This window comes from Streptomyces sp. NBC_00239, assembly GCF_036194065.1.
Lineage (GTDB): Bacteria > Actinomycetota > Actinomycetes > Streptomycetales > Streptomycetaceae > Streptomyces.
The window spans coordinates 868,348-886,367 of sequence record NZ_CP108095.1 but is presented as its reverse complement, the minus strand read 5'-3'; the positions used below and the strand labels follow the sequence as shown (position 1 = coordinate 886,367).

The 18,020-nt window shown below is 71.7% G+C and carries 15 protein-coding genes; 9 read left to right on the top strand and 6 right to left on the bottom strand.

The genetic code is table 11. The annotated features are described in order from the left end of the window. Positions 1-75: 75 nt before the first annotated feature. From OG764_RS04010 to OG764_RS03995, 4 genes are read left to right on the top strand one after another with little or no spacing between them, the layout of a single operon-like run. Positions 76-1,392: an ABC transporter substrate-binding protein gene (locus OG764_RS04010; protein WP_328966978.1), complete on the top strand. Its 1,317-nt coding sequence runs from the start codon at positions 76-78 to the stop codon at positions 1,390-1,392. 8 nt (positions 1,393-1,400) lie between these two features. Continuing rightward, positions 1,401-2,414, top strand: a complete 1,014-nt coding sequence (locus OG764_RS04005; protein ID WP_443055845.1) for a carbohydrate ABC transporter permease — start codon at positions 1,401-1,403, stop codon at positions 2,412-2,414. Continuing rightward, positions 2,404-3,327 (top strand): carbohydrate ABC transporter permease, encoded by a 924-nt coding sequence (locus OG764_RS04000; RefSeq protein WP_328966977.1) that lies wholly within the window; start codon positions 2,404-2,406, stop codon positions 3,325-3,327. Before OG764_RS04005 ends, OG764_RS04000 begins: the two co-directional genes overlap by 11 nt. After that, positions 3,324-4,778 (top strand): GH1 family beta-glucosidase, encoded by a 1,455-nt coding sequence (locus OG764_RS03995; RefSeq protein ID WP_328966976.1) that lies wholly within the window; start codon positions 3,324-3,326, stop codon positions 4,776-4,778. Before OG764_RS04000 ends, OG764_RS03995 begins: the two co-directional genes overlap by 4 nt. A gap of 115 nt (positions 4,779-4,893) precedes the next feature. Here OG764_RS03995 and OG764_RS03990 read toward each other — a convergent pair whose 3' ends face one another. Both OG764_RS03990 and OG764_RS03985 read right to left on the bottom strand, forming a co-directional pair. Continuing rightward, entirely contained in the window at positions 4,894-7,047 is a 2,154-nt protein-coding gene (locus OG764_RS03990) for a discoidin domain-containing protein (RefSeq protein ID WP_328966975.1), read from the bottom strand. A gap of 263 nt (positions 7,048-7,310) precedes the next feature. After that, positions 7,311-8,582 carry an MFS transporter gene (locus OG764_RS03985; RefSeq protein WP_328966974.1) on the bottom strand — a complete coding sequence of 424 codons (1,272 nt, stop codon included), beginning with the start codon at positions 8,580-8,582 and terminating at the stop codon, positions 7,311-7,313. Positions 8,583-9,170: 588 nt separating this feature from the next. Between OG764_RS03985 and OG764_RS03980 the strand changes: the two genes are divergently transcribed. The 5 genes from OG764_RS03980 to OG764_RS03960 all read left to right on the top strand — a co-directional run bounded on the left by OG764_RS03980 (position 9,171) and on the right by OG764_RS03960 (position 12,855). Beyond that, entirely contained in the window at positions 9,171-9,455 is a 285-nt protein-coding gene (locus OG764_RS03980) for a hypothetical protein (protein WP_328966973.1), read from the top strand. 188 nt (positions 9,456-9,643) lie between these two features. Continuing rightward, a complete protein-coding gene (locus OG764_RS03975; RefSeq protein ID WP_328966972.1) occupies positions 9,644-10,666 on the top strand; it encodes a helix-turn-helix domain-containing protein in 1,023 nt (340 codons plus the stop codon). 146 nt (positions 10,667-10,812) lie between these two features. Further along, the gene (locus tag OG764_RS03970) at positions 10,813-11,406 is read left to right on the top strand and encodes a DinB family protein (RefSeq protein ID WP_328966971.1); all 594 of its coding nucleotides are present in this window, start codon (positions 10,813-10,815) and stop codon (positions 11,404-11,406) included. Between the two features lie 114 nt (positions 11,407-11,520). Then, positions 11,521-12,393 (top strand): ABC transporter permease, encoded by an 873-nt coding sequence (locus OG764_RS03965; protein ID WP_328966970.1) that lies wholly within the window; start codon positions 11,521-11,523, stop codon positions 12,391-12,393. A gap of 201 nt (positions 12,394-12,594) precedes the next feature. Further along, positions 12,595-12,855, top strand: a complete 261-nt coding sequence (locus OG764_RS03960; RefSeq protein WP_328966969.1) for a hypothetical protein — start codon at positions 12,595-12,597, stop codon at positions 12,853-12,855. A gap of 66 nt (positions 12,856-12,921) precedes the next feature. On the opposite strand, the gene OG764_RS03955 is transcribed toward OG764_RS03960, so the two are convergent. Genes OG764_RS03955 through OG764_RS03940 form a run of 4 tightly spaced genes read right to left on the bottom strand, consistent with a single transcriptional unit; the run spans position 12,922 to position 17,904 of the window. Further along, positions 12,922-14,496, bottom strand: coding sequence for an ABC transporter ATP-binding protein (locus tag OG764_RS03955; RefSeq protein ID WP_328966968.1), 1,575 nt, complete (start codon positions 14,494-14,496; stop codon positions 12,922-12,924). After that, positions 14,493-15,341 (bottom strand): ABC transporter permease, encoded by an 849-nt coding sequence (locus tag OG764_RS03950; RefSeq protein WP_328966967.1) that lies wholly within the window; start codon positions 15,339-15,341, stop codon positions 14,493-14,495. The genes OG764_RS03955 and OG764_RS03950 overlap by 4 nt, the downstream gene beginning before the upstream one ends. Further along, positions 15,338-16,357: an ABC transporter permease gene (locus OG764_RS03945; protein ID WP_328966966.1), complete on the bottom strand. Its 1,020-nt coding sequence runs from the start codon at positions 16,355-16,357 to the stop codon at positions 15,338-15,340. The genes OG764_RS03950 and OG764_RS03945 overlap by 4 nt, the downstream gene beginning before the upstream one ends. After that, on the bottom strand, positions 16,345-17,904 hold the full coding sequence (locus OG764_RS03940) for an ABC transporter substrate-binding protein (RefSeq protein ID WP_328966965.1): 1,560 nt from the start codon (positions 17,902-17,904) through the stop codon (positions 16,345-16,347). Before OG764_RS03940 ends, OG764_RS03945 begins: the two co-directional genes overlap by 13 nt. Positions 17,905-18,020: the final 116 nt, after the last annotated feature.

Sequence of the window (18,020 nt, the reverse complement as noted above, 5' to 3'; positions counted from 1 at the left end):
CCTAAATTAAGGCCCGGACGGAGCGCTTCGCGTCGGCCTTCCCCCTCTGACCCCGCCGAAAGGGACCGAGCCGCCATGCGCAGAATCAGAGCCGCCTCCGCCGCCGTCACCGCTTCCCTCCTCGCCGCCGCCACCGCCTGTGGCGGCGGAAACGCGAACGGCGGGGGCGGCTCCAACACCGCCCCCAGGGAGCTCACGTACTGGGCCTCCAACCAGGGCCCCGACATCCCGGCCGACCAGGCCACGCTCGCACCGGAGTTGAAGAAGTTCGAGCAGCGGACCGGCATCAAGGTCAAACTGGAGGTCGTTCCCTGGTCGGACCTGCTCAACCGGATCCTCGCGGCCACCGCCTCCGGGCAGGGCCCGGACGTACTCAACATCGGCAACACCTGGTCCGCTTCGCTCCAGGCCACCGGCGCCCTGCTCCCCTGGGACGCGAAGAACTTCGCGGCCATCGGCGGGAAGGACCGCTTCGTCGAATCCGCGATCGGCTCGGCCGGCGCCGCCGGCAAGGACCCGGCCGCCGTCCCCCTGTACTCGATGTCGTACGCGCTCTACTACAACAAGAAGATGTTCAAGGATGCCGGCGTCGCCAAGCCCCCGGCCACCTGGGACGAGATGGTGACCATCGGCCGGAGGCTGTCCAGGGGCGGAAAGTGGGCGCTGGGCGCGGAGGGCGCGAACCCCTCCAACAACATCCACCAGGCCTTCGTCTTCTCCCACCAGCACGGCGCCGCGTTCTTCGACGCCGCCGGCAAGCCCACGTTCGACACCCCCGCCAACGTGGCGGCCGTCAAGCAGTACGTCGACCTGATGGCCAAGGACAAGATCATCGCGCCCGGCAACGCCGAGTACGACAAGAACCAGTCCCTCCAGGACTTCGCCAACGGCAAGACCGCCATGGTCCTTTGGCAGAGCGCGGCGAGCAGTTTCAAGGCGCACGGGATGAAGGAGGGCGACTGGGGCGTGGCGCCCGTACCGGTCCCCGCGGGCGGCACCCCCGGCGCCGGCCGCAACGTCAACTCGATGGTCGCCGGCATCAACCTGGCCGTCTTCAAGAACACCGACAACCTCGACGGCGCCCTGAAGTTCGTGGAGTTCATGACCGGCGACGAGGAGCAGAAGCTCCTCAACGCGACGTACGGCTCCATCCCCCCGGTCAAGGCCGCCCAGAGCGATCCGGCCTTCGCCGGAGAGGACTCGACCGTGCTCCGGACCACCCTCGCCACCAGCGCCGCCCCGCTCCCGCAGGTTCCCGAGGAGTCGCAGTTCGAGACGGCGGTCGGCACCGCCGTCAAGGAACTCTTCGCCGACGCCGCGGCCGGAAAGCCGGTGACCACCGAATCGGTCCGGGCCAAGCTCACCAAGGCCCAGCAGCAGATGTCGAGTTGAGCCCTCCAGTGACCAACGTACCCCCGGCACCTTCCTCACTCACCCCGGCGCCGCCCGGCGGGACGGCCGGGCCGGGCCGCCGGGGCGCCGGCCGCGCGCGCCCGCCCGGCCGCCGACGCCGCATCGCCCTGCCCTACCTGCTGCTCCTGCCCGCGCTCCTGCTCGAACTGCTCGTCCACCTGGTCCCCATGGTCATGGGCATCGTGGCGAGCTTCAGCGAGCTGACCCAGTTCCACATCCGAGACTGGACGGGGGCGCCCTGGGCGGGCTTCGACAACTACGAGCTCGCCGTCGACCTCAACCGCCCCGTCGGTGAAGCACTCCTCACGTCCTTCCTCACCACCTGCCGGTTCACACTGCTCTCGGTCGGGCTGTGCTGGCTGATCGGCACGGCCGCCGCCGTGTTCATGCAGGAGGCCTTCCGCGGCCGCGGCTTCCTGCGGGCGCTCTTCCTGGTCCCGTACGCGCTCCCCGTGTACGCGGCGGTCATCACCTGGTCGTTCATGTTCCAGCGGGACAACGGCCTGGTGAACCACGTCGTCCACGACCAACTCGGCCTGGGCGGCGCCGATCACACCTTCTGGCTGCTCGGCGACAACAGCTTCTGGGCGCTGCTGACCGTATCGGTGTGGAAGGGCTGGCCGTTCGCCTTCCTCATCGTGACGGCGGCCCTCCAGAACATCCCCAAGGAGCTGTACGAGGCGGCCGCCCTGGACGGGGCCGGTACGTGGCAGCAGATCCGCCGGATCACCCTGCCGTCGGTCGGCCCGGTCAACCAGGTCCTGGTGCTCGTCCTGTTCCTGTGGACGTTCAACGACTTCAACACGCCGTTCGTGCTGTTCGGCAAGTCGGCGCCGGAAGCCGCCGACCTCATCTCCATCCACATCTACCAGTCCAGCTTCGTCACCTGGAACTTCGGCGCCGGATCGGCCATGTCCGTCCTCCTGCTGCTGTTCCTGCTGCTGGTCACCGCCGGGTACCTGCTCGTCACCCGCGGACGGAGGCACGACGATGCCCGCTAGCACCCACCCCGGCACCCACCCCGGCCCCAGCTCCCGCCCCCGACGCCGACCCAGTCCCCGTCCCCGCAGCGCCCTCGACCCGCCCGCGTCGTTCCGCGTGGTCCGGGCCGTCTTCCTGACGTTGCTCGCCGTGTTCGTCCTGGTGCCGGTCCACGTGATGGCCACCAGCTCCCTCAAGCCGCTGAAGGACGTCGCCGGCGAGTTCCGGTGGATCCCCAGCGGGCTCACCGTCCGCCCCTACATCGACATCTGGCACACGATCCCGCTCGCCGACTACTTCGTGAACTCCCTGATCGTGGCCGGAGCCGCCACCGTCTGCTCCGTCGTCATCGCCGTGTTCGCGGCGTACGCCGTCAGCCGCCACCGGTTCCGCGGCAAGCGCCTGTTCACCGTGACGGTGCTGTCCACCCAGATGTTCCCCGGGATCCTCTTCCTCCTGCCGCTGTTCCTGATCTTCGTGAACATCGGCAACACCACCGGCATCGCCCTCTACGGCTCGCGCGGCGGCCTGATCCTCACCTACCTGACCTTCTCCCTCCCCTTCTCCATCTGGATGCTCATCGGGTACTTCGACTCGGTGCCCCGCGACCTCGACGAAGCCGCCATGGTCGACGGCTGCGGCCCCCTCGGCGCCCTGTTCCGGGTCGTGATCCCGGCAGCGGTGCCCGGCATCGTCGCCGTCGCCGTGTACGCCTTCATGACCGCCTGGGGCGAGGTGCTGTTCGCGTCGGTCATGACGAACGACGCCACCCGCACCCTCGCCGTCGGACTGCAGGGCTACTCCACGCAGAACGACGTCTACTGGAACCAGATCATGGCCGCATCGCTCGTCGTCAGCATCCCCGTCGTCGCCGGTTTCCTGCTGCTGCAGAAGTACCTGGTGGCCGGACTCACGGCAGGAGCCGTCAAATGACCCTCTCGGAAAGCCTCCCCCCGACCGACGCGGCCGGCGCGGACCCGACCGTGCCCCGGGCGGCCGACGCGCACGCCGCCGCCGCGGCCCTCGACGCCACCGAGGCCGCCGCCCTGGACCTCGCAGCCCTGCCCGCCGACTTCGCCTGGGGCACCGCCACCTCCGCCTACCAGATCGAGGGCGCCGCCGACGAGGACGGCCGCGGCCCCTCCATCTGGGACACCTTCACCCGCGTCCCCGGCGCCATCGACGGCGGCCACAACGGCGACACCGCCTGCGACCACTACCACCGCTGGCCCGAGGACATCGCCCTGATGCGGCACCTCGGCACCAACGCCTACCGCTTCTCCATCTCCTGGCCCCGCGTGCTCCCGGCCGGCGACGGCCCGCTCAACGCCAAGGGCATCGACTTCTACGACCGCCTCACCGACGGCCTCCTCGCCGCCGGCATCGAGCCCTCCGTCACCCTCTACCACTGGGACCTGCCCCAGGCCCTCCAGGACCGCGGCGGCTGGCCCGAGCGCGACACCGCCGAGCACTTCGCCGCTTACGCGGCCGTCGTCGCCGAGCGCCTCGGTGACCGCGTCACCCAGTGGGCCACCCTGAACGAGCCGCTCTGCTCGGCCTGGATCGGGCACCTGGAGGGCAGGATGGCGCCCGGCAGCACCGACCTCACCGCCGCCGTCCGCGCCTCGTACCACCTGCTCCTGGGCCACGGTCTGGCCGCCCGGGCCGTCCGCGCGGCCGCCCCCGGCGCCCGGATCGGCATCGTCAACAACCTCTCCACCGTCGCACCCGCCACCGACGGCGACGCCGACCGGGCCGCCGCCCGCCGCATGGACGGCCACGTCAACCGCTGGTGGCTCGACCCCGTCCACGGCCGCGGCTTCCCCGCCGACATGCGCGAGGTCTACGGCGTGGACCTGCCCGAACGGCCCGGCGACAGCACGGCCATCGCCGCCCCCCTCGACTGGACCGGCCTCAACTACTACTTCCCCCAGGTGGTCACCGCCGACCCGGCCGGCCCCGCGCCGTACGCCCGCCAGATCGACCGCCCCACCGCGCCTCGGACCGGCATGGGCTGGGAGGTCGACGCCGACGGCCTGGAAGCGCTGATCGTGCGCCTCCACGAGGAGTACGGCGCCCGGCGCATCCACATCACCGAGAACGGCTCCTCCTACCCCGACACCGTCGCCCCCGACGGCACCGTCCACGACCCCGAGCGCACCGCTTACCTCACCTCCCACCTCGCCGCCTGCACCCGCGCGGCCCGCCGCGGAGCACCGGTGGCCGGCTACTACGCCTGGTCGCTGCTGGACAACTTCGAATGGGCGTACGGCTACGACAAGCGCTTCGGTCTCGTCCACGTCGACTACGCCACCCAGCGCCGCACCGTGAAGTCCAGCGGCCGCCGCTACGCCAGGATCATCGCCGCGCACCGCACCCCCTGACGGCGGAACCGCGCGCCGCCCTGCGGGTGGGGAGGGGCGGCGCGCGGACCACGGCGGGGCCGTCGGGCATGGACCCGGACGGACCCGCCGGGGTGCCGGGGGACCGGCGTGTCCGTCAGGGGAACGAGACGACGGTGGAGGGGACGGTCGACGTTCCCGAGGTCGGGGCGCCGATGCCGTTGATCACGTGCTCGTACTGGCCGTTGCCGCCGAGTGACACCACCAGGAGGTCGTGGAACCTGACCCCGGCCTTCACCGGGGCCTGGAAGCCGTGTTCCTGACGAATCGTCGGGTCGACGTTGTAGTAGCAGTAGCTGCCCAGACCCCAGCCCTCGTGGGTGTTCACCGAGTCGGCCACCTTGTAGGCCGCGTAGCCCTTGACGGAACCGTTCTGGATCGCGGCCTGGTTGGGCGCGTCGTACGCCTTCTCGTTCTGGTAGAAGATCGTGCGGCCCCGCTCGCCGTTCCACTCCACGTCGTACTTGTTGAAGTGCTCGACGAACAGCCCGGTGGCCAGGACGTCGTCCCCGTTGACCCGGAAGCCGTAGTCGGAGCGGTTGGTCTCCCAGCCCACCCCGTCACCGTGGTCGGCCCGCCAGATCCAGGTGTGGTCGACGATCGTGTCGTGGCTGTTGATCAGCATGCCCAGCGTCGCCTTGCCCGCGCCCGCGCCGCCGACGCGGACGAACACGTCCTGGACGGTCGTCGGGTTCGCCGCGTGGTCGGTGGCCGCGCCGGCCGGGCCGACCTCCAGCAGGGTGGGGGAGTTGACGGCGCCCGCGTCGACGAGGAAGCCGGCCAGCCGCACCCCGTCGACGTCGGCGACCTTCATCGCCGTCACGCCGTTGTCCGGGACGATCGTGGCGAGGCCGAGGCCCAGCACCACGGTGTCCGGGCGGTTGACCTGGATGGTCTGGTCGACGTGGTACACGCCCGGCGTGAAGAGCAGGTGCAGGCCCTGCGCCAGCGCCGCGTTGATCGTCGCCGCGCTCGCGCCCGGCTTGACCACGTAGAACCGGTCGAGGGGGAGCGAGGTGCCCTGCGGTGTCCCGTTGCCCCAGGAGGTGCCGCGGGCGTTGGTGCGCTTCGCCGGCACGAACACCTTGTAGGCGGAGCCGTCCAGGTACAGGAACGGCTTCTCCCGCGAGACGGGGGTCGTCTCCAGGGTGGTGTAGGGCGGGTTCGGGTACGACTGCGCCGGCGCGCCCTGCGTCCCGGAGAACACCTGGTTCCACACCGCGTTGGACCAGCCGCCGATCGAGCTGTCACGCGTGTACCACTGCTGCTGCGAGTAGTTGCCGATCTGTCCGTCGATCCTGGAGTCGGCGATGTAGCCGCCGGACGCCCAACCGAAGCCGTTGGGCGCCAGGTTCAGGCCGCCCTTGACGTGCATCCGGCGGAAGGGCGCGGCCTGCGATACGGCCCAGCGGTTGGTGCCGTTGACCGGGTTGACGGCCAGGTTCTCGGCCGAACGCCAGAAGTTCTGGGTGGCGTTGCCGCCGAACCAGCCCGCGTCGACGGTGATGTCACCGTTGATGGTGGTGTCGTCGGGGCTCATGCCGAGACCGGAGATCGACGTGTAGAAGCCGATCTGCGCGTTGAGGCCGTTGTACGTACCCGGCTTGAAGAGGAACTGGTAGCGCCCGGAGCCGAATTGGGCCGACTCCTGCTGGCGGAAGACCTCGTCCAGCCTGGCCTGGATGTTCGGCGTCGACGGATCGAAGACGATGACGTTCGGGCCGAGGTCTCCGCCACCCGGGATGACCGGGCCGGTGCCGGTGCCGTAGACCTGGAACTCCCAGAGCGAGTAGCCCCATCCGGTGGCCCGTTCGGTGCCGTACACGCGGACGTAGCGGGCCGTGCCGGTGAGGGCGTGCGTCTGGACGCCGCCGGTGCTCGCGGTGGCAGAGTGGCCGGTGGTCCAGTGGGTCCCGTCGGTCGACAGCTCGACGCGGTAGGTCCTTGCGTACGCGGTCTCCCAGCGCAGCACCACCTGGCTCAGCTGGGCCGGGGCGCCGAGGTCGACCTGTATCCACTGCGGGTCGGCGAACTGGCTCGACCAGCGGGTGCCGTTGTCGCCGTCGACGGCCGCGCCGGCCGGTGTGCCGGCGTTCTCCGTGCTGGAGGCGGTCGCGGGCTTGCCCTGCGAGAGCAGCACGGGCGCGGCGTGGGCCGCGGTGCCCGGCAGCAGCACGAGAAGGGCCGCGACCAGCGCGGCGGCGAGCGCCGCGACGCCCGGTCGTGGCGGTCGGTCGGAAAGGAGGGACATGCGGGGTGCTCCTCACGTCGTGGATCCGGGGGGATCGAAGCGTGAGTGAACTGCCCGCCCGGAAGGGCGTCAAGAGGTTCGGCCTTCATGAGTTGAAGGCCGATCGAGGTGTCAACACGGCGCCAGGCCTGTGAACTTGGGGTTTCTTCAATCCTTGTGAAAAGTATTGACGAAAAAAATCGGCAGGACTGTACTGATGCTCCTGCCACCTCCGGCCCGGCGGGCAGCCGCCGAGACGGACGCGCGCCGGGGTTCGAGAAGTGTCACTGATCCGTGCGCGGTCGCCCTTGTGCGTTCGCTACTCGTCGCCAAGGGCGCAGGAGCAGCCCGGCGACCGCGACCAGGCCGAGGGCCAGAATGCCGGCGGCACTGACGAGGAGCGTGCGGGTGGGACCGAGCACGGCCACGGCCGGACCGCCGAGGACGGTGCCGAGCGGCACGGGCAGGATGCGCACGGCGGAGACCGCGGCGAGCACCTGCGGAAGGAGGGCGGGCGAGGTGGAGCGCTGGAAGAGCGTGGTGGACATCGAGGAGTACGGCGGCCACAGCAGGCCGACCGCGGCGAAGCAGGCCATCGCCACGGGGGTCGGCGCGCCCAGCCCCAGCGGGAGCAGGGCCGCGCCCGAGAGGGCGACGATGCAGGCGGCGGCCGGGGCCAGTGGCAGGCGCCGCAGGTAACCGGTGAGCAGCGCCCCGGCGACCGCGCCCGCGCCGAAGAGGCTGTAGAAGGTCGCCAGCACGCCGACCGGTGCCGCCAGGTCGTCCGCCACGTGCAGGGGCAGCGCCACGTACACGGGGCCGAAGAAGAGGAAGAACCCGGCGCTGAGCAGCAGCAGGCCGGCGAGGCGGCGGTCGCGACGGATCACGCCGAAGCCGCTGGATTTCGCGGCGTGCCCGTCGGCGCCGTCGACGGAGTCCGGGCCGGCTTCCGCCGGCGCGCCCCGGTGGAGGGTGGCGGCCAGGAAGGCGAAGGTCGCGGCGTCGACGGCCAGCACGGTCGCCGCGCCGCCCCAGATGACCAGGGGCGCCGCCAGGAGCGGACCGGTCACGGTGGACAGCGAACCGATGGTGGAGAGCACGGCGTTGCCGGCGAGGTGGTGGCGTTCGGACAGCTGTCGGGCGATCAGGGTGTAGCAGCCGGCCTGGCCCCAGGAGTGCAGCACCGAGGACGCGCCGAGCAGTGCGACGTACAGCCAGACGGAGAGCACCCCGGTGGCGTGGGCGATCGGGATCGCCCCGAGTGCGAAGGCGCGCAGCAGCGCGTCCCAGGTGGCGAGGCGGGCCGGGCCGACTCCGCGCAGGAGGCGGTCGAGCAGCAGGGTGCCGGCCGCGCCGGGCAGCGTGTAGGCGGCCGCGGCGAGCGCCACCCACAGGCCGCGGTCGGCGGCGGGCGCCAGGTCGACTGCCAGCCAGCCGACCGCGACCACGGCCATCCCGTCGCCCAGCGAAGAGACGGCGTACCCCGGCAGGAGGCGCCGCAGCACCGGATGGGCGACCACCGGCCAGTAGGGGGAGGCCCGCACTGCGCGCGTCATCGATGTCTTCATGTGAACCCCCTGCGTGCCGACGGACTCGGACCTGGATCCTTGCCCAGGGATCCGGGACGTCCGTTCTTTTCTGCGCACGGCGTACGGGGGCGGGCCTTACGAGGCGGGATCGGTCCGGCGAGGGTGTTCCGGCGGCACGGGCGCGGGGCTGGCGAGCGGTTGTGCGCGGGGTGGCGGGGTGGGGCGCGGGAGGGGTGGTTGTCACGGTGCCTGCAATTGTGAAGCCGATTTTGACCGTGGCATATGCCATAAGCGCGCCACATTGCGTGACATTCAGCGGTTCGGAAGCGCTATCGGCGCATTATCCGACTGAAATCTTTCGCATCTGATCGAATGGTCGTTTGCTTTCTGGCATGCCAGCGAGGCGCGGCCGCGACGGGGGTTCTGGGCATCGATGGCCGCAGATTTGCTTGCGTAGCGTGATGTGATGGTCACGAAGTAGTGTTCGCGTCCTCGGGGCCGTGTCCCCGGGAAAGGCAAGGACCCTGGCGGGCGCCAAACCGTAGCCAGGGTCCTGTCGACCTGTATGACCACGTCCATGCACCGGCCTGATCATTCCTTGAAAGGGGATTTCTCATGCCTTCTGGCCGTAATCACCATCGGCGTCGCACCAATACGCCGCCGATGTCAGGTGCCGAAGCTATCATGCCGCCCGCGACCAGCAGCGAAACCAGTTTCCGCGATGACTTCACGGTCACGGCTCGCGGAAGCCTTTTCGCGGCCGTCGCCGTCGTGCCTTTCGTCTTGATCTCCGTGCCGCCGGAGACGGCCGGCGGGACGGTGTGGGGCGCGGCCCTGAGCCTGGTGGGGGCCGCCGCGTACGGCAGCGCCATGTCCTACCGGCGCATTCGTCACCACTGACCCGGCAGCATCCGGCCCGCCCGGCCGCGAGCCGTCCCCGCACCCACCGTGGGGCCGCTCCCGGCACCGGGCAGCCGGATGTCCGACTTTGTACGACTGCGGCCCGCGCGCTACGAGGGCCGCAGCCTGGTCACCGATGACCTGCGCCCGTCGACGGACTACAGCACCCTGCCGAAAGGCCCCCCAACATGCGCGCCGTCCCACGCCGATGCGACACATGCAAGCGGACCCTCCCCCTGCCCCGCCCCGGCCAGCCCGCACCGTACTGCCGTCCCTGCGCGGCGAAGAAGCCCAAGTCGGGTGCCTCGCGCCGGACTTCACCGCCGGGCCGGCCCGCGCACGCCGATCCGAAGGCGCTGCTCATCTACGCCGCCCAGGAACTGCAGCGGGCCGCCTCCGGCCTGATGGACGCCGCCCACGCCGACGTGCGCCCGGCGGACCTCCTCGAACTCAAGCAGGGCATCGCCCCGCTCTTCAGGGACGTCGAGGCCGCGATCGTGCACGCCGGGCGCCGCCGCGGCGACGACTGGCAGGTCCTGGGCGCGCCGCTGGAGGTCAGCGGCGAACGCCTGCGCAAGCGCTGGAACCCCGCCTCCCTCGACGAACGCCTGACCGCCATAACGGAGGCGAGGGAAGCGGCCCGGACCCGCCCCGCGGACTCCGACACCGCCGCCACGCCCCTCACTCCCGCACAGCAGCTCGCGGCGGCGCTGACGGTCCTCCACCGGGCCACCGGCCGCTCGATCGCCAGCATCGCCACCGATGTCGGAGTCCACCCCTCCCACCTGTCCCGGGTCTTCAAGGGCAAGAGCCGGCCGTCCTGGCACGTCGTCGAGCAGCTGGCCGCGGCCTGCGGCGGCCACGCGGCCGAACTCCGGGACCTGTGGGACGCCGCCGTCCACCCGGCCACGCCCGCCCCCGCACTGCCCGCCCCCGGACACGAAGCACAGGAGGCCTTCCACACCGCCCTGCGCGCCCTCTACCTCGCCGACGGCCTGCGCTCCCCGGACAAGGTCTGCCTCGCGATCGACGGCGCGCTGACGGTCGAGGAGATCCGAGACGTCCTCGCCGGCCGGGTGTGGCCCGAGTGGACGATCGCCTCCCGCCTCATCCTCGCCCTCGGCGGCCGACCCAGCGACCTCAACGCCCTCCACCTCGCGGCCGAACTCCCCGCCCCGGGCCCCCGCTTGCAGGCCAGCTCGTTCGGCTGACCGCGGCCGGACGAGGCCGCACCCGCGCACCCCGCAGGCGTGACGGCGGCTCGGCTGCCGTCACCCGCCGGTGCCGGCAGCCAGCTCCCGATCGGGAGCGGCGGCAAGGAAGTTGACGTGGATCGCGACGGCCGCAGACTGGTCCCATGACCGCATCCGATACCAAGGCCGACCTCCACTTCTATCTGCAGTCGGCCCGCGACGCCCTGCTGTGGAAGCTCGAAGGGCTCTCGGAGTACGACGTCCGCCGGCCGCTGACGCCGACCGGCACGAACCTCCTGGGCCTGGTGAAACACGCGGCCGGTGTGGAGCTGGGCTACTTCGGCGACACCTTCGGGCGGCCGTCCGGCGAGTCGCTGCCCTGGCTCGATGCCGGGGCCGAGGACAACGCGGACATGTGGGCCACCGCCGACGAGTCGCGCGAGTCCATCGTGGACCTGTACCGCCGGGCGTGGGCGCACGCGGACGCGACGATCGACGCGCTGGCGCTCGACACGACCGGCAGGGTGCCGTGGTGGCCCGACGGCAAGGACGAGGTGACGTTGCACCACGCCGTGGTACGGGTGATCGCCGACACGCACCGGCACGCCGGACACGCCGACATCCTCCGGGAACTCCTGGACGGGGCCGTCGGGATGAGCAAGGGCAACGACAGCATCCCGCCCTTGGACTCCGCGCGGTGGGAGAGCCACCGGAGCCGGCTGGAGCGTGCGGCCAGGGAAGCCGACCGGGACGCGTGACGTCACGCCGGACGAGCGGGACCGAGCCGGAGTGAGCCGGAGCCGGCCGCACCGCATCCGGCTCGGCCCGGCGGGTTCCGGAGGGCGACCCGCCGTCGGCACTACCGTGAGCGCGTGAACTCAGCGTCGGCCGCTCTGCTCCCGGTCAACGCGACCCTCGGATGGCTGTTGGCCGTACTGCTCGCCGGTGCCGTCGTGGTGGTCGCCGCATTCCGCCTGTCACCCGACCAGGACACCCGCAGGGCCCGGGAAGTCCTCCTCGCGGGGATGCGGGCCGCCGTGCAGCTCCTAGCGGTCGCCGCCGTCATCGGATGGGTCGCCGACTCGCCCGTGGGACTTCCCGCTTTCCTGCTCATGATGTCCGCGGTCGCCATGCGCACGGCAGGCCGCAGGATCACCACCGACGGGACCTGGTGGTGGGCGGCGGTACCCATCGCCGGGGGAGTGGCGCCGACCGTCGGGCTGCTGCTGGCCACAGGTCTCGTCCCGCCCCGCGGCATCGTGCTCATTCCCGTGACGGGGATCCTGATCGGCGGCGCGCTCACCGCGACCGTCCTCTGCGGCCGGCAGTGCCTGGCGGTGCTGCACCTGCGCCACGGCGAGGTAGAGGCGGCGCTCGCGCTCGGCATGCCCGACCGTGACGCGAGGCTCGAGATCGCCCGCCCGACAGCATCCGAGGCGCTGGTTCCCGGCCTCGACCAGACCCGCACCGTCGGACTGGTCACCCTGCCGGGGGCGTTCGTCGGCATGCTGCTCGGCGGCGCCGACCCCATGACGGCCGGCGCGGTCCAACTGTTCGTCCTCATCGCCCTGATGGCCGTCCAAGCCGTCGCGGTGGTCCTCACCCTGGAACTGATCGCGCGAGCACGTCTCACCGCCCCCGCAGCCCACGACCGGGAGCCGGTGCCGCGCCCGGCGTGGTCACGGTGGTTCGGGCGCCTCAGGTGGAGCCGTCCTGCGGCGCGCGCCCCGAAGCCTCGTCGCTGATCCCCGGGGCGGGGTCCGTCTGTGCGCCGCGCTTGAGGCGGAGATCCAGTCATCCACTGGCCGTCCTCCAATGGCACTTGACCTTCCGTAGTCTGATTTGGTTAGCCTTACCTAAGTGATGCATGGGGAGCTGGGGAAGAGGAGGGGGAGCAGTGTACGAACCGCTGGAGTCCGACGGTCAGGGGCAGGGTCACCGTCGACGTGGCCGACGACGCGCCGTGTTCCGTCAACAACACCGTCACGGTCACCCAGGGCGGAGGCGCGACGGTCTCGGACAGCGACCCGACGACGATCACCGGAGGCGACTGCGACGGCGGCAACGGAGGCGGTGGCGGCTCGATCCTGCCGATCAACCTGAACGGCCTCATCACCGCGTTCAACAACATCAGCATCAACAACAACATCAACAGCCCGCACGGCAGCAACACCAGCAACCAGGCCTTCGGGTTGAACGCGCCCTGACCCCGTGCCGAACGAGATGGCCTCTGAATGCCCGTGCCCGGAACGGCGCGGGCATCGAGGACGCTGCTACGTCGACGGGAGCACTGTGCCGGTGAGGCCGCTTGCGGTGATGCGGCCGGCGTCGATGAGGTGGACGGTGTCGGTGTAGCGGGCGATCAGGTGGGTTTCGTGGGAGACCACCACCAGGGTGGTCCGGTGCCGTTCGCGCAGCGTCGTGAGGAGGTCCATGACGCCCGCCGCCGTGTCGGCGTCGAGCGCCGAGGTGACCTCGTCGCAGAGCAGGACGTCCGGGCCGGCGGCGAGGGCGCGGGCGATGGAGACGCGTTGGCGCTGGCCGCCGGAGAGTTCGCCCGGGTAGCGGTCGGCGAAGTCGGCGGGGAGTTCGACCTGCCCGAGGAGGTCGGTGATCCGGTCGCGGATCGCGCTCTTGGACAGGTCGGTGTGCAGGCTCAGGGGCCGGGCCAGTTGGTGGCCCACGGTCCGCCGGGGGTTGAGGGCGGCGAGCGGGTTCTGCGGGACGAGCTGGATGCGGCGCTGCTGAGCGCGGGTCCGGCGCCGTGCGTGCGCGGCGAGGGGCGCGCCGTCGAGGGTGAGTTCCCCGCCGTCCGGGCGGTGCAGGCCGGCCAGGACGCGGAGCAGGGTGGTCTTGCCGGATCCGGACGGCCCGACGATGGCCGCGGCCGATCCCGGCGCGGCGGTGAAGTCCACACCGTTCAGTGCGGGGCGGCGCCGCCGGCCGTCGCGGAAGAACACGTCGATGCCGTGCGCGGCGACCCCTTCGCCCGAGGAGGCACCCGAGGAGGCACCCGGGGCGGTGGCGTGGGAGCCCTTCGAGGCGGGGCCGGAGCCGGCGGCCGCGGCAGGCGCTGTGGCGGAGGCGGGCGGGGTCGGTGCGGTGCGGGCGGCAGGGATCATCTGCCCGGGCGCGGTCAGCCGTACGGTGTGGTCGGCGCAGGCGTCCACGAGCTCGGGGTCGTGGGTGGCGATGACGACGGCGAGGTTCCGATTCCTGGCCAACTCGCGCAGCAGTCGGGCGATTTCGTCGCGCAGGGTCGCGTCGAGACCGGCGGTCGGCTCGTCGAGGAGGAGGACCTCCGGGGTCCGGGCCAGGGCGCGGGCGAGAGCGACGCGTCGCTGCTGCCCTCCCGACAGGGCGGTGGGCCTGCGGTCGGCGATACCCGCGCCGGTGGGCAGGCGGCATTCGGCCAGCAGGGCGAGGACGGCTTCGTCGCGGGTGTCGGTGGCGAGTTCGCGGACGAGCCGGCGGACCGTCATCCGCGGGTTGAGGGCGGAGCCGGGGTCCTGGCCGACGTACGCGACTCCGGTGCGGCGCAGTCGGCGCAGCGCGTCCGGGGCGAGCCGGTGGGGGGCGTGGCCGAGGACGTCGAGGGTGCCTTCGGAGATCACGGCGCCCGGCGGGAGGTGGCCGACGAGGGCGCGCAGCAGGGTGGTCTTGCCGGAGCCGGACGCGCCGGTGAGGGCGGTGACGCGGCCCGCGTGGATCGTGAGGGAGGTTTCGGTGAGGAGGGCGGGGCCGCCCGGTATCCCTATCCGGAGGCCGCTGACGGTCACGACCGGTGGGGGCGCGGCCGTGGTGCGGGGGGCGGCCGGCGTGTGGTGGTGCTGGGTGAGGTCGCTCACGAGCGGGTCGCCGCCTTCGGTGAGGTGTCGGGGGCCAGGGCCGTGGTGGCGAAGTTGACGGTGATGGCGATGAGGGCGATGGCCAGGCTCGGGGCGAGGACGGCCCAGGGGTTGAGGAGGATGCCGGGGGCGTTCTCGCGGACCATCAGGGACCAGTCGGAGGCGGGTGGTTGGGGGCCGATCTGGAGGAATCCGGCCATGGAGATGACGTAGACCGCTTCGACGAACCGGAGTCCGAACAGGGTCAGGACGGTGGAGCGGAGGTTGGGGAGGATCTCGCGCAGGGCGATGTAGGCCGTGGACTCGCCGCGGGTGACGGCCGCCTCGACGTATCCGGCGGCGGCGAGGGGCGATGCGGCGGCGGCCACGATCCGTACCGCGTAGGGGATGCCGAGGGCGATGGCCGCGAGGGTGACGGCCCCGCGCCCGCCGCTGGGCCAGGCGAGAGCGATCAGCATGATGCCGAGCAGGGAGGGCAGGAGGATCGCGACGTCGGCGCAGCGTTCGACCAGGCGGCCGAATGCGGGGCGCAGGACGGCGACGCAGCCGATCAGGGTGGCGCTGAGGGTGACCACGACGGCCACGAGCAGCGCGCTGCCGATGAGGAGGGTGCCGCCGTGCAGGAGGCGGCTGAGGACGTCCCGCCCGAGTTGGTCCCCGCCCAGCGCCGCGCCGCCGCCGGGAGTCGCGTACGGGGCGGTGACGGGGGTGTCGAGGGTGTGCGGCGCGAACAGCGGGCCGGTGAGGGCCAGCAGGAGGGGTAGCGCGGCGAGTGCGATCAGTACGGTGTTCCGCGCCTTGTGGGTGGCGCGGCGCTCGGCCTGGGGGAGGGCGGTGGTGCTCATGCGCGGTCTCCCAGGGTGGCGTTGCGGATGAGGTCGGCGGTGAGCAGGACGAGGCTGATGACGGCCCCGGCGCAGACGACGACTCCGGCGATGAGCGGTGTGTCGCGGTTGGCGACGGCGCCGGCCAGGAGGCTGCCGATTCCCGGGTAGTTGAAGAGGGTTTCCACCACGATGGCGCCGCCCAGGAGCATGCCGGTGGAGGTGGCGACGCCGGTGGCGATGGCCGGTATCGCGCCGGGCAGCTGGTGCCGCAGGAGGACGTGGGCGAGCGGCAGCCCGTCCAGGTGGGCCGCCTCGACGTGGGGTGTGGCGGCCTGGTCCGCGAGCGCGCCGCGGACGATCCGGGTGTTCCAGCCGGTCTGCGGAATGACCAGGGCCAGCACCGGCATGACCAGCATGGTCCAGCTGACCGGCCTGCCGTCGCCGCCGGTGACGGTGACCGCGGGCAGCCAGCCCGTCCAGAGGGAGAGGGTCGTCAACAGCACCACGGAGACGACGAATTCGGGTACCGCGAACGCCGCGGTGGCGCTGTGCCCGATGACGCGGTCGGTCGGACGGCCGGGCCGGGCGGCGGCCCAGCAGCCCAGCACCAGCGCCAGTACGACGGTGAGGACGAAGGCGCTCAGGCCCAGCACGAGGGTGTTGGGCAGCGGGTCCGCCAGCAGGTCGGTGACCTTCTGGCCGCGGGCGGAGGTGCCCAGGTCTCCGGTGGGCAGTGCGGTCATCCAGTCGAAGAACCGCTCCCACAGGGGCCGGTCGAGCCCCAGCAGATGCCTGCGGGTGTCGAGGTCGGCGGCGCTCTCGCCGCGCTCGGAGCTGGCGCTCGCCGCGTCTCCGGGCAGCACCTCGACGGCCGCGAACACCACGGCGAGCAGCGCGACCAGCATCAGTGCCCGGCGGGCCGCCGCGCCCGCGACCCGCAGGGCGAGGTGGGCGGCCCGGCGCGGGCCGGTGCCCGCCCCCACTGCGGGGGCGGGCACCGGTCCGGTCTCGGCCGTACGGCTCAACGCAGCCACACGCCTTCGAGCTGGACGCGGCCGTAGCCGGCGAGCTTGGGCAGGTTCTGCACCTTGGCGGCGGCGAGGTCGATGCCGTCGGCCATGCCCCACAGCAGGTAGCCGGACCGCTCGTGTTCGATCTGCTGGAGCTCCTTGAGGGCGGCGGCGCGCTGGGCGGGGTCGCCGGCGCCGATGGCCTTGCGGTAGGCGGCGTCGAAGCCGGGGTCGGCCCAGCCGGCCTCGTTCAGACCGGCCGCGGTGCCCATGGTCTTCGAGGCGAAGAAGACGACCGAGTCGTTGGTGCCCCAGTAGGTGGTGTAGAAATCGCCGGTCTTCCAGGTCTTCTCCCAGAAGGCGCCGGACTCCTGCTTGACGACCTCGACCTTGATGCCGGCCTCGCGGGCCTGGTTGGCGAAGAGCGTGGCGGACTCGGCGAGGCCGGGGATGTCCTCGGTGGTCACCAGGGAGTAGGTCTTGGACAGGTCGAACTTCGCCTCGGCGAGGAGCTTCTTGGCCTTCTCCAGGTCCCGCTTGCGCTGCGGGATGTCCTTGGCGTACGCGGGGTCGCCGGTGCCCATGACGTCGTTGGCGACGGCTCCGTAGCCGGACAGCACCTGCTTGACCATGGCGTCGCGGTCGACGACCAGGCGCATCGCCTCGCGGACGCGCGGGTCGGCGAAGGGGCTGCCCTTGGCGGCGCGCATGACGATGGGCATGGCCATGTCGTCGGGGCGGCGCACGACCTGGATGTCCTTGCGGGCCTCGGCGGTACGGGCGGCGACCGCGCCGACGTTGGAGGCGACGTCGATCTGCCCGGCGAGCAGGGCGTTGGCCATGGCCTGGGGGGTCTCGAACATGGTGACCTCGACGGCGTCGAGGTGCACGGCGCCGCCGTACCACTTGTCGTTGCGGACGAGGCGGGCGTTGCCGTTGCGGTACCAGTCGAGCTTGAAGGGGCCGGTGCCCGGGGCCTTGTCGAGCGCCTTGTCGGAGGTGCCCTTCTTCATGACGAAGGTGGTGAGCCGCGTCAGGAGCGGGAAGTCCGCGTTGGCGTAGTCGGAGACGATGACGACGGTGTCGGCGCCCTCGGCGGTGATGCTCTCGGGGCCCTTGACACCGGGCAGGCGGGCGGCGCCGGACGGGGTGCCGCGCAGGCGGCGCAGGGACCACACCACGTCTTCTGCGGTCACCGGGGTGCCGTCGTGGAAGACGGCACCCTTGGTGATCTTGAACTTCCAGGTCTTGAGGTCGGCCGAGGACTCCCACGAAGTGGCCAGACGGGGAACGGTGTTGGCCTTCGCGCCCGGCATCGTGAGGGTGTCGAAGGCGAGCGCGATGACGAGGTAGTCGCTCTCGTTGGCCTGGGAGCCGTGGGGGTCGCGGGTGATGGCGCCGGCGCGGCCGAGCGCGCCGATGCGCAGGGTTCCGCCGGCCTTGGGCTTGCCGTCACCCTGCGGGGCCTTGTCCGTCGCGCTGTCGCCGCTTCCCGAGGAGCAGGCGGCGAGCAGGGCCGCCGTGCCCATCGCTCCGCCGGCCCACAACACCTGGCGCCTGTTGAAGTTCACGTACGTCCTCGTTCCGCTGAAGCTACGGGGGTGGCAGGGGTGTCGGGCACGCGTCCGGATCTCTCCGTCGAACCGGTCGGGCCGAACCTGCCAAAGTGCTTAGGTTTGCCTATCCT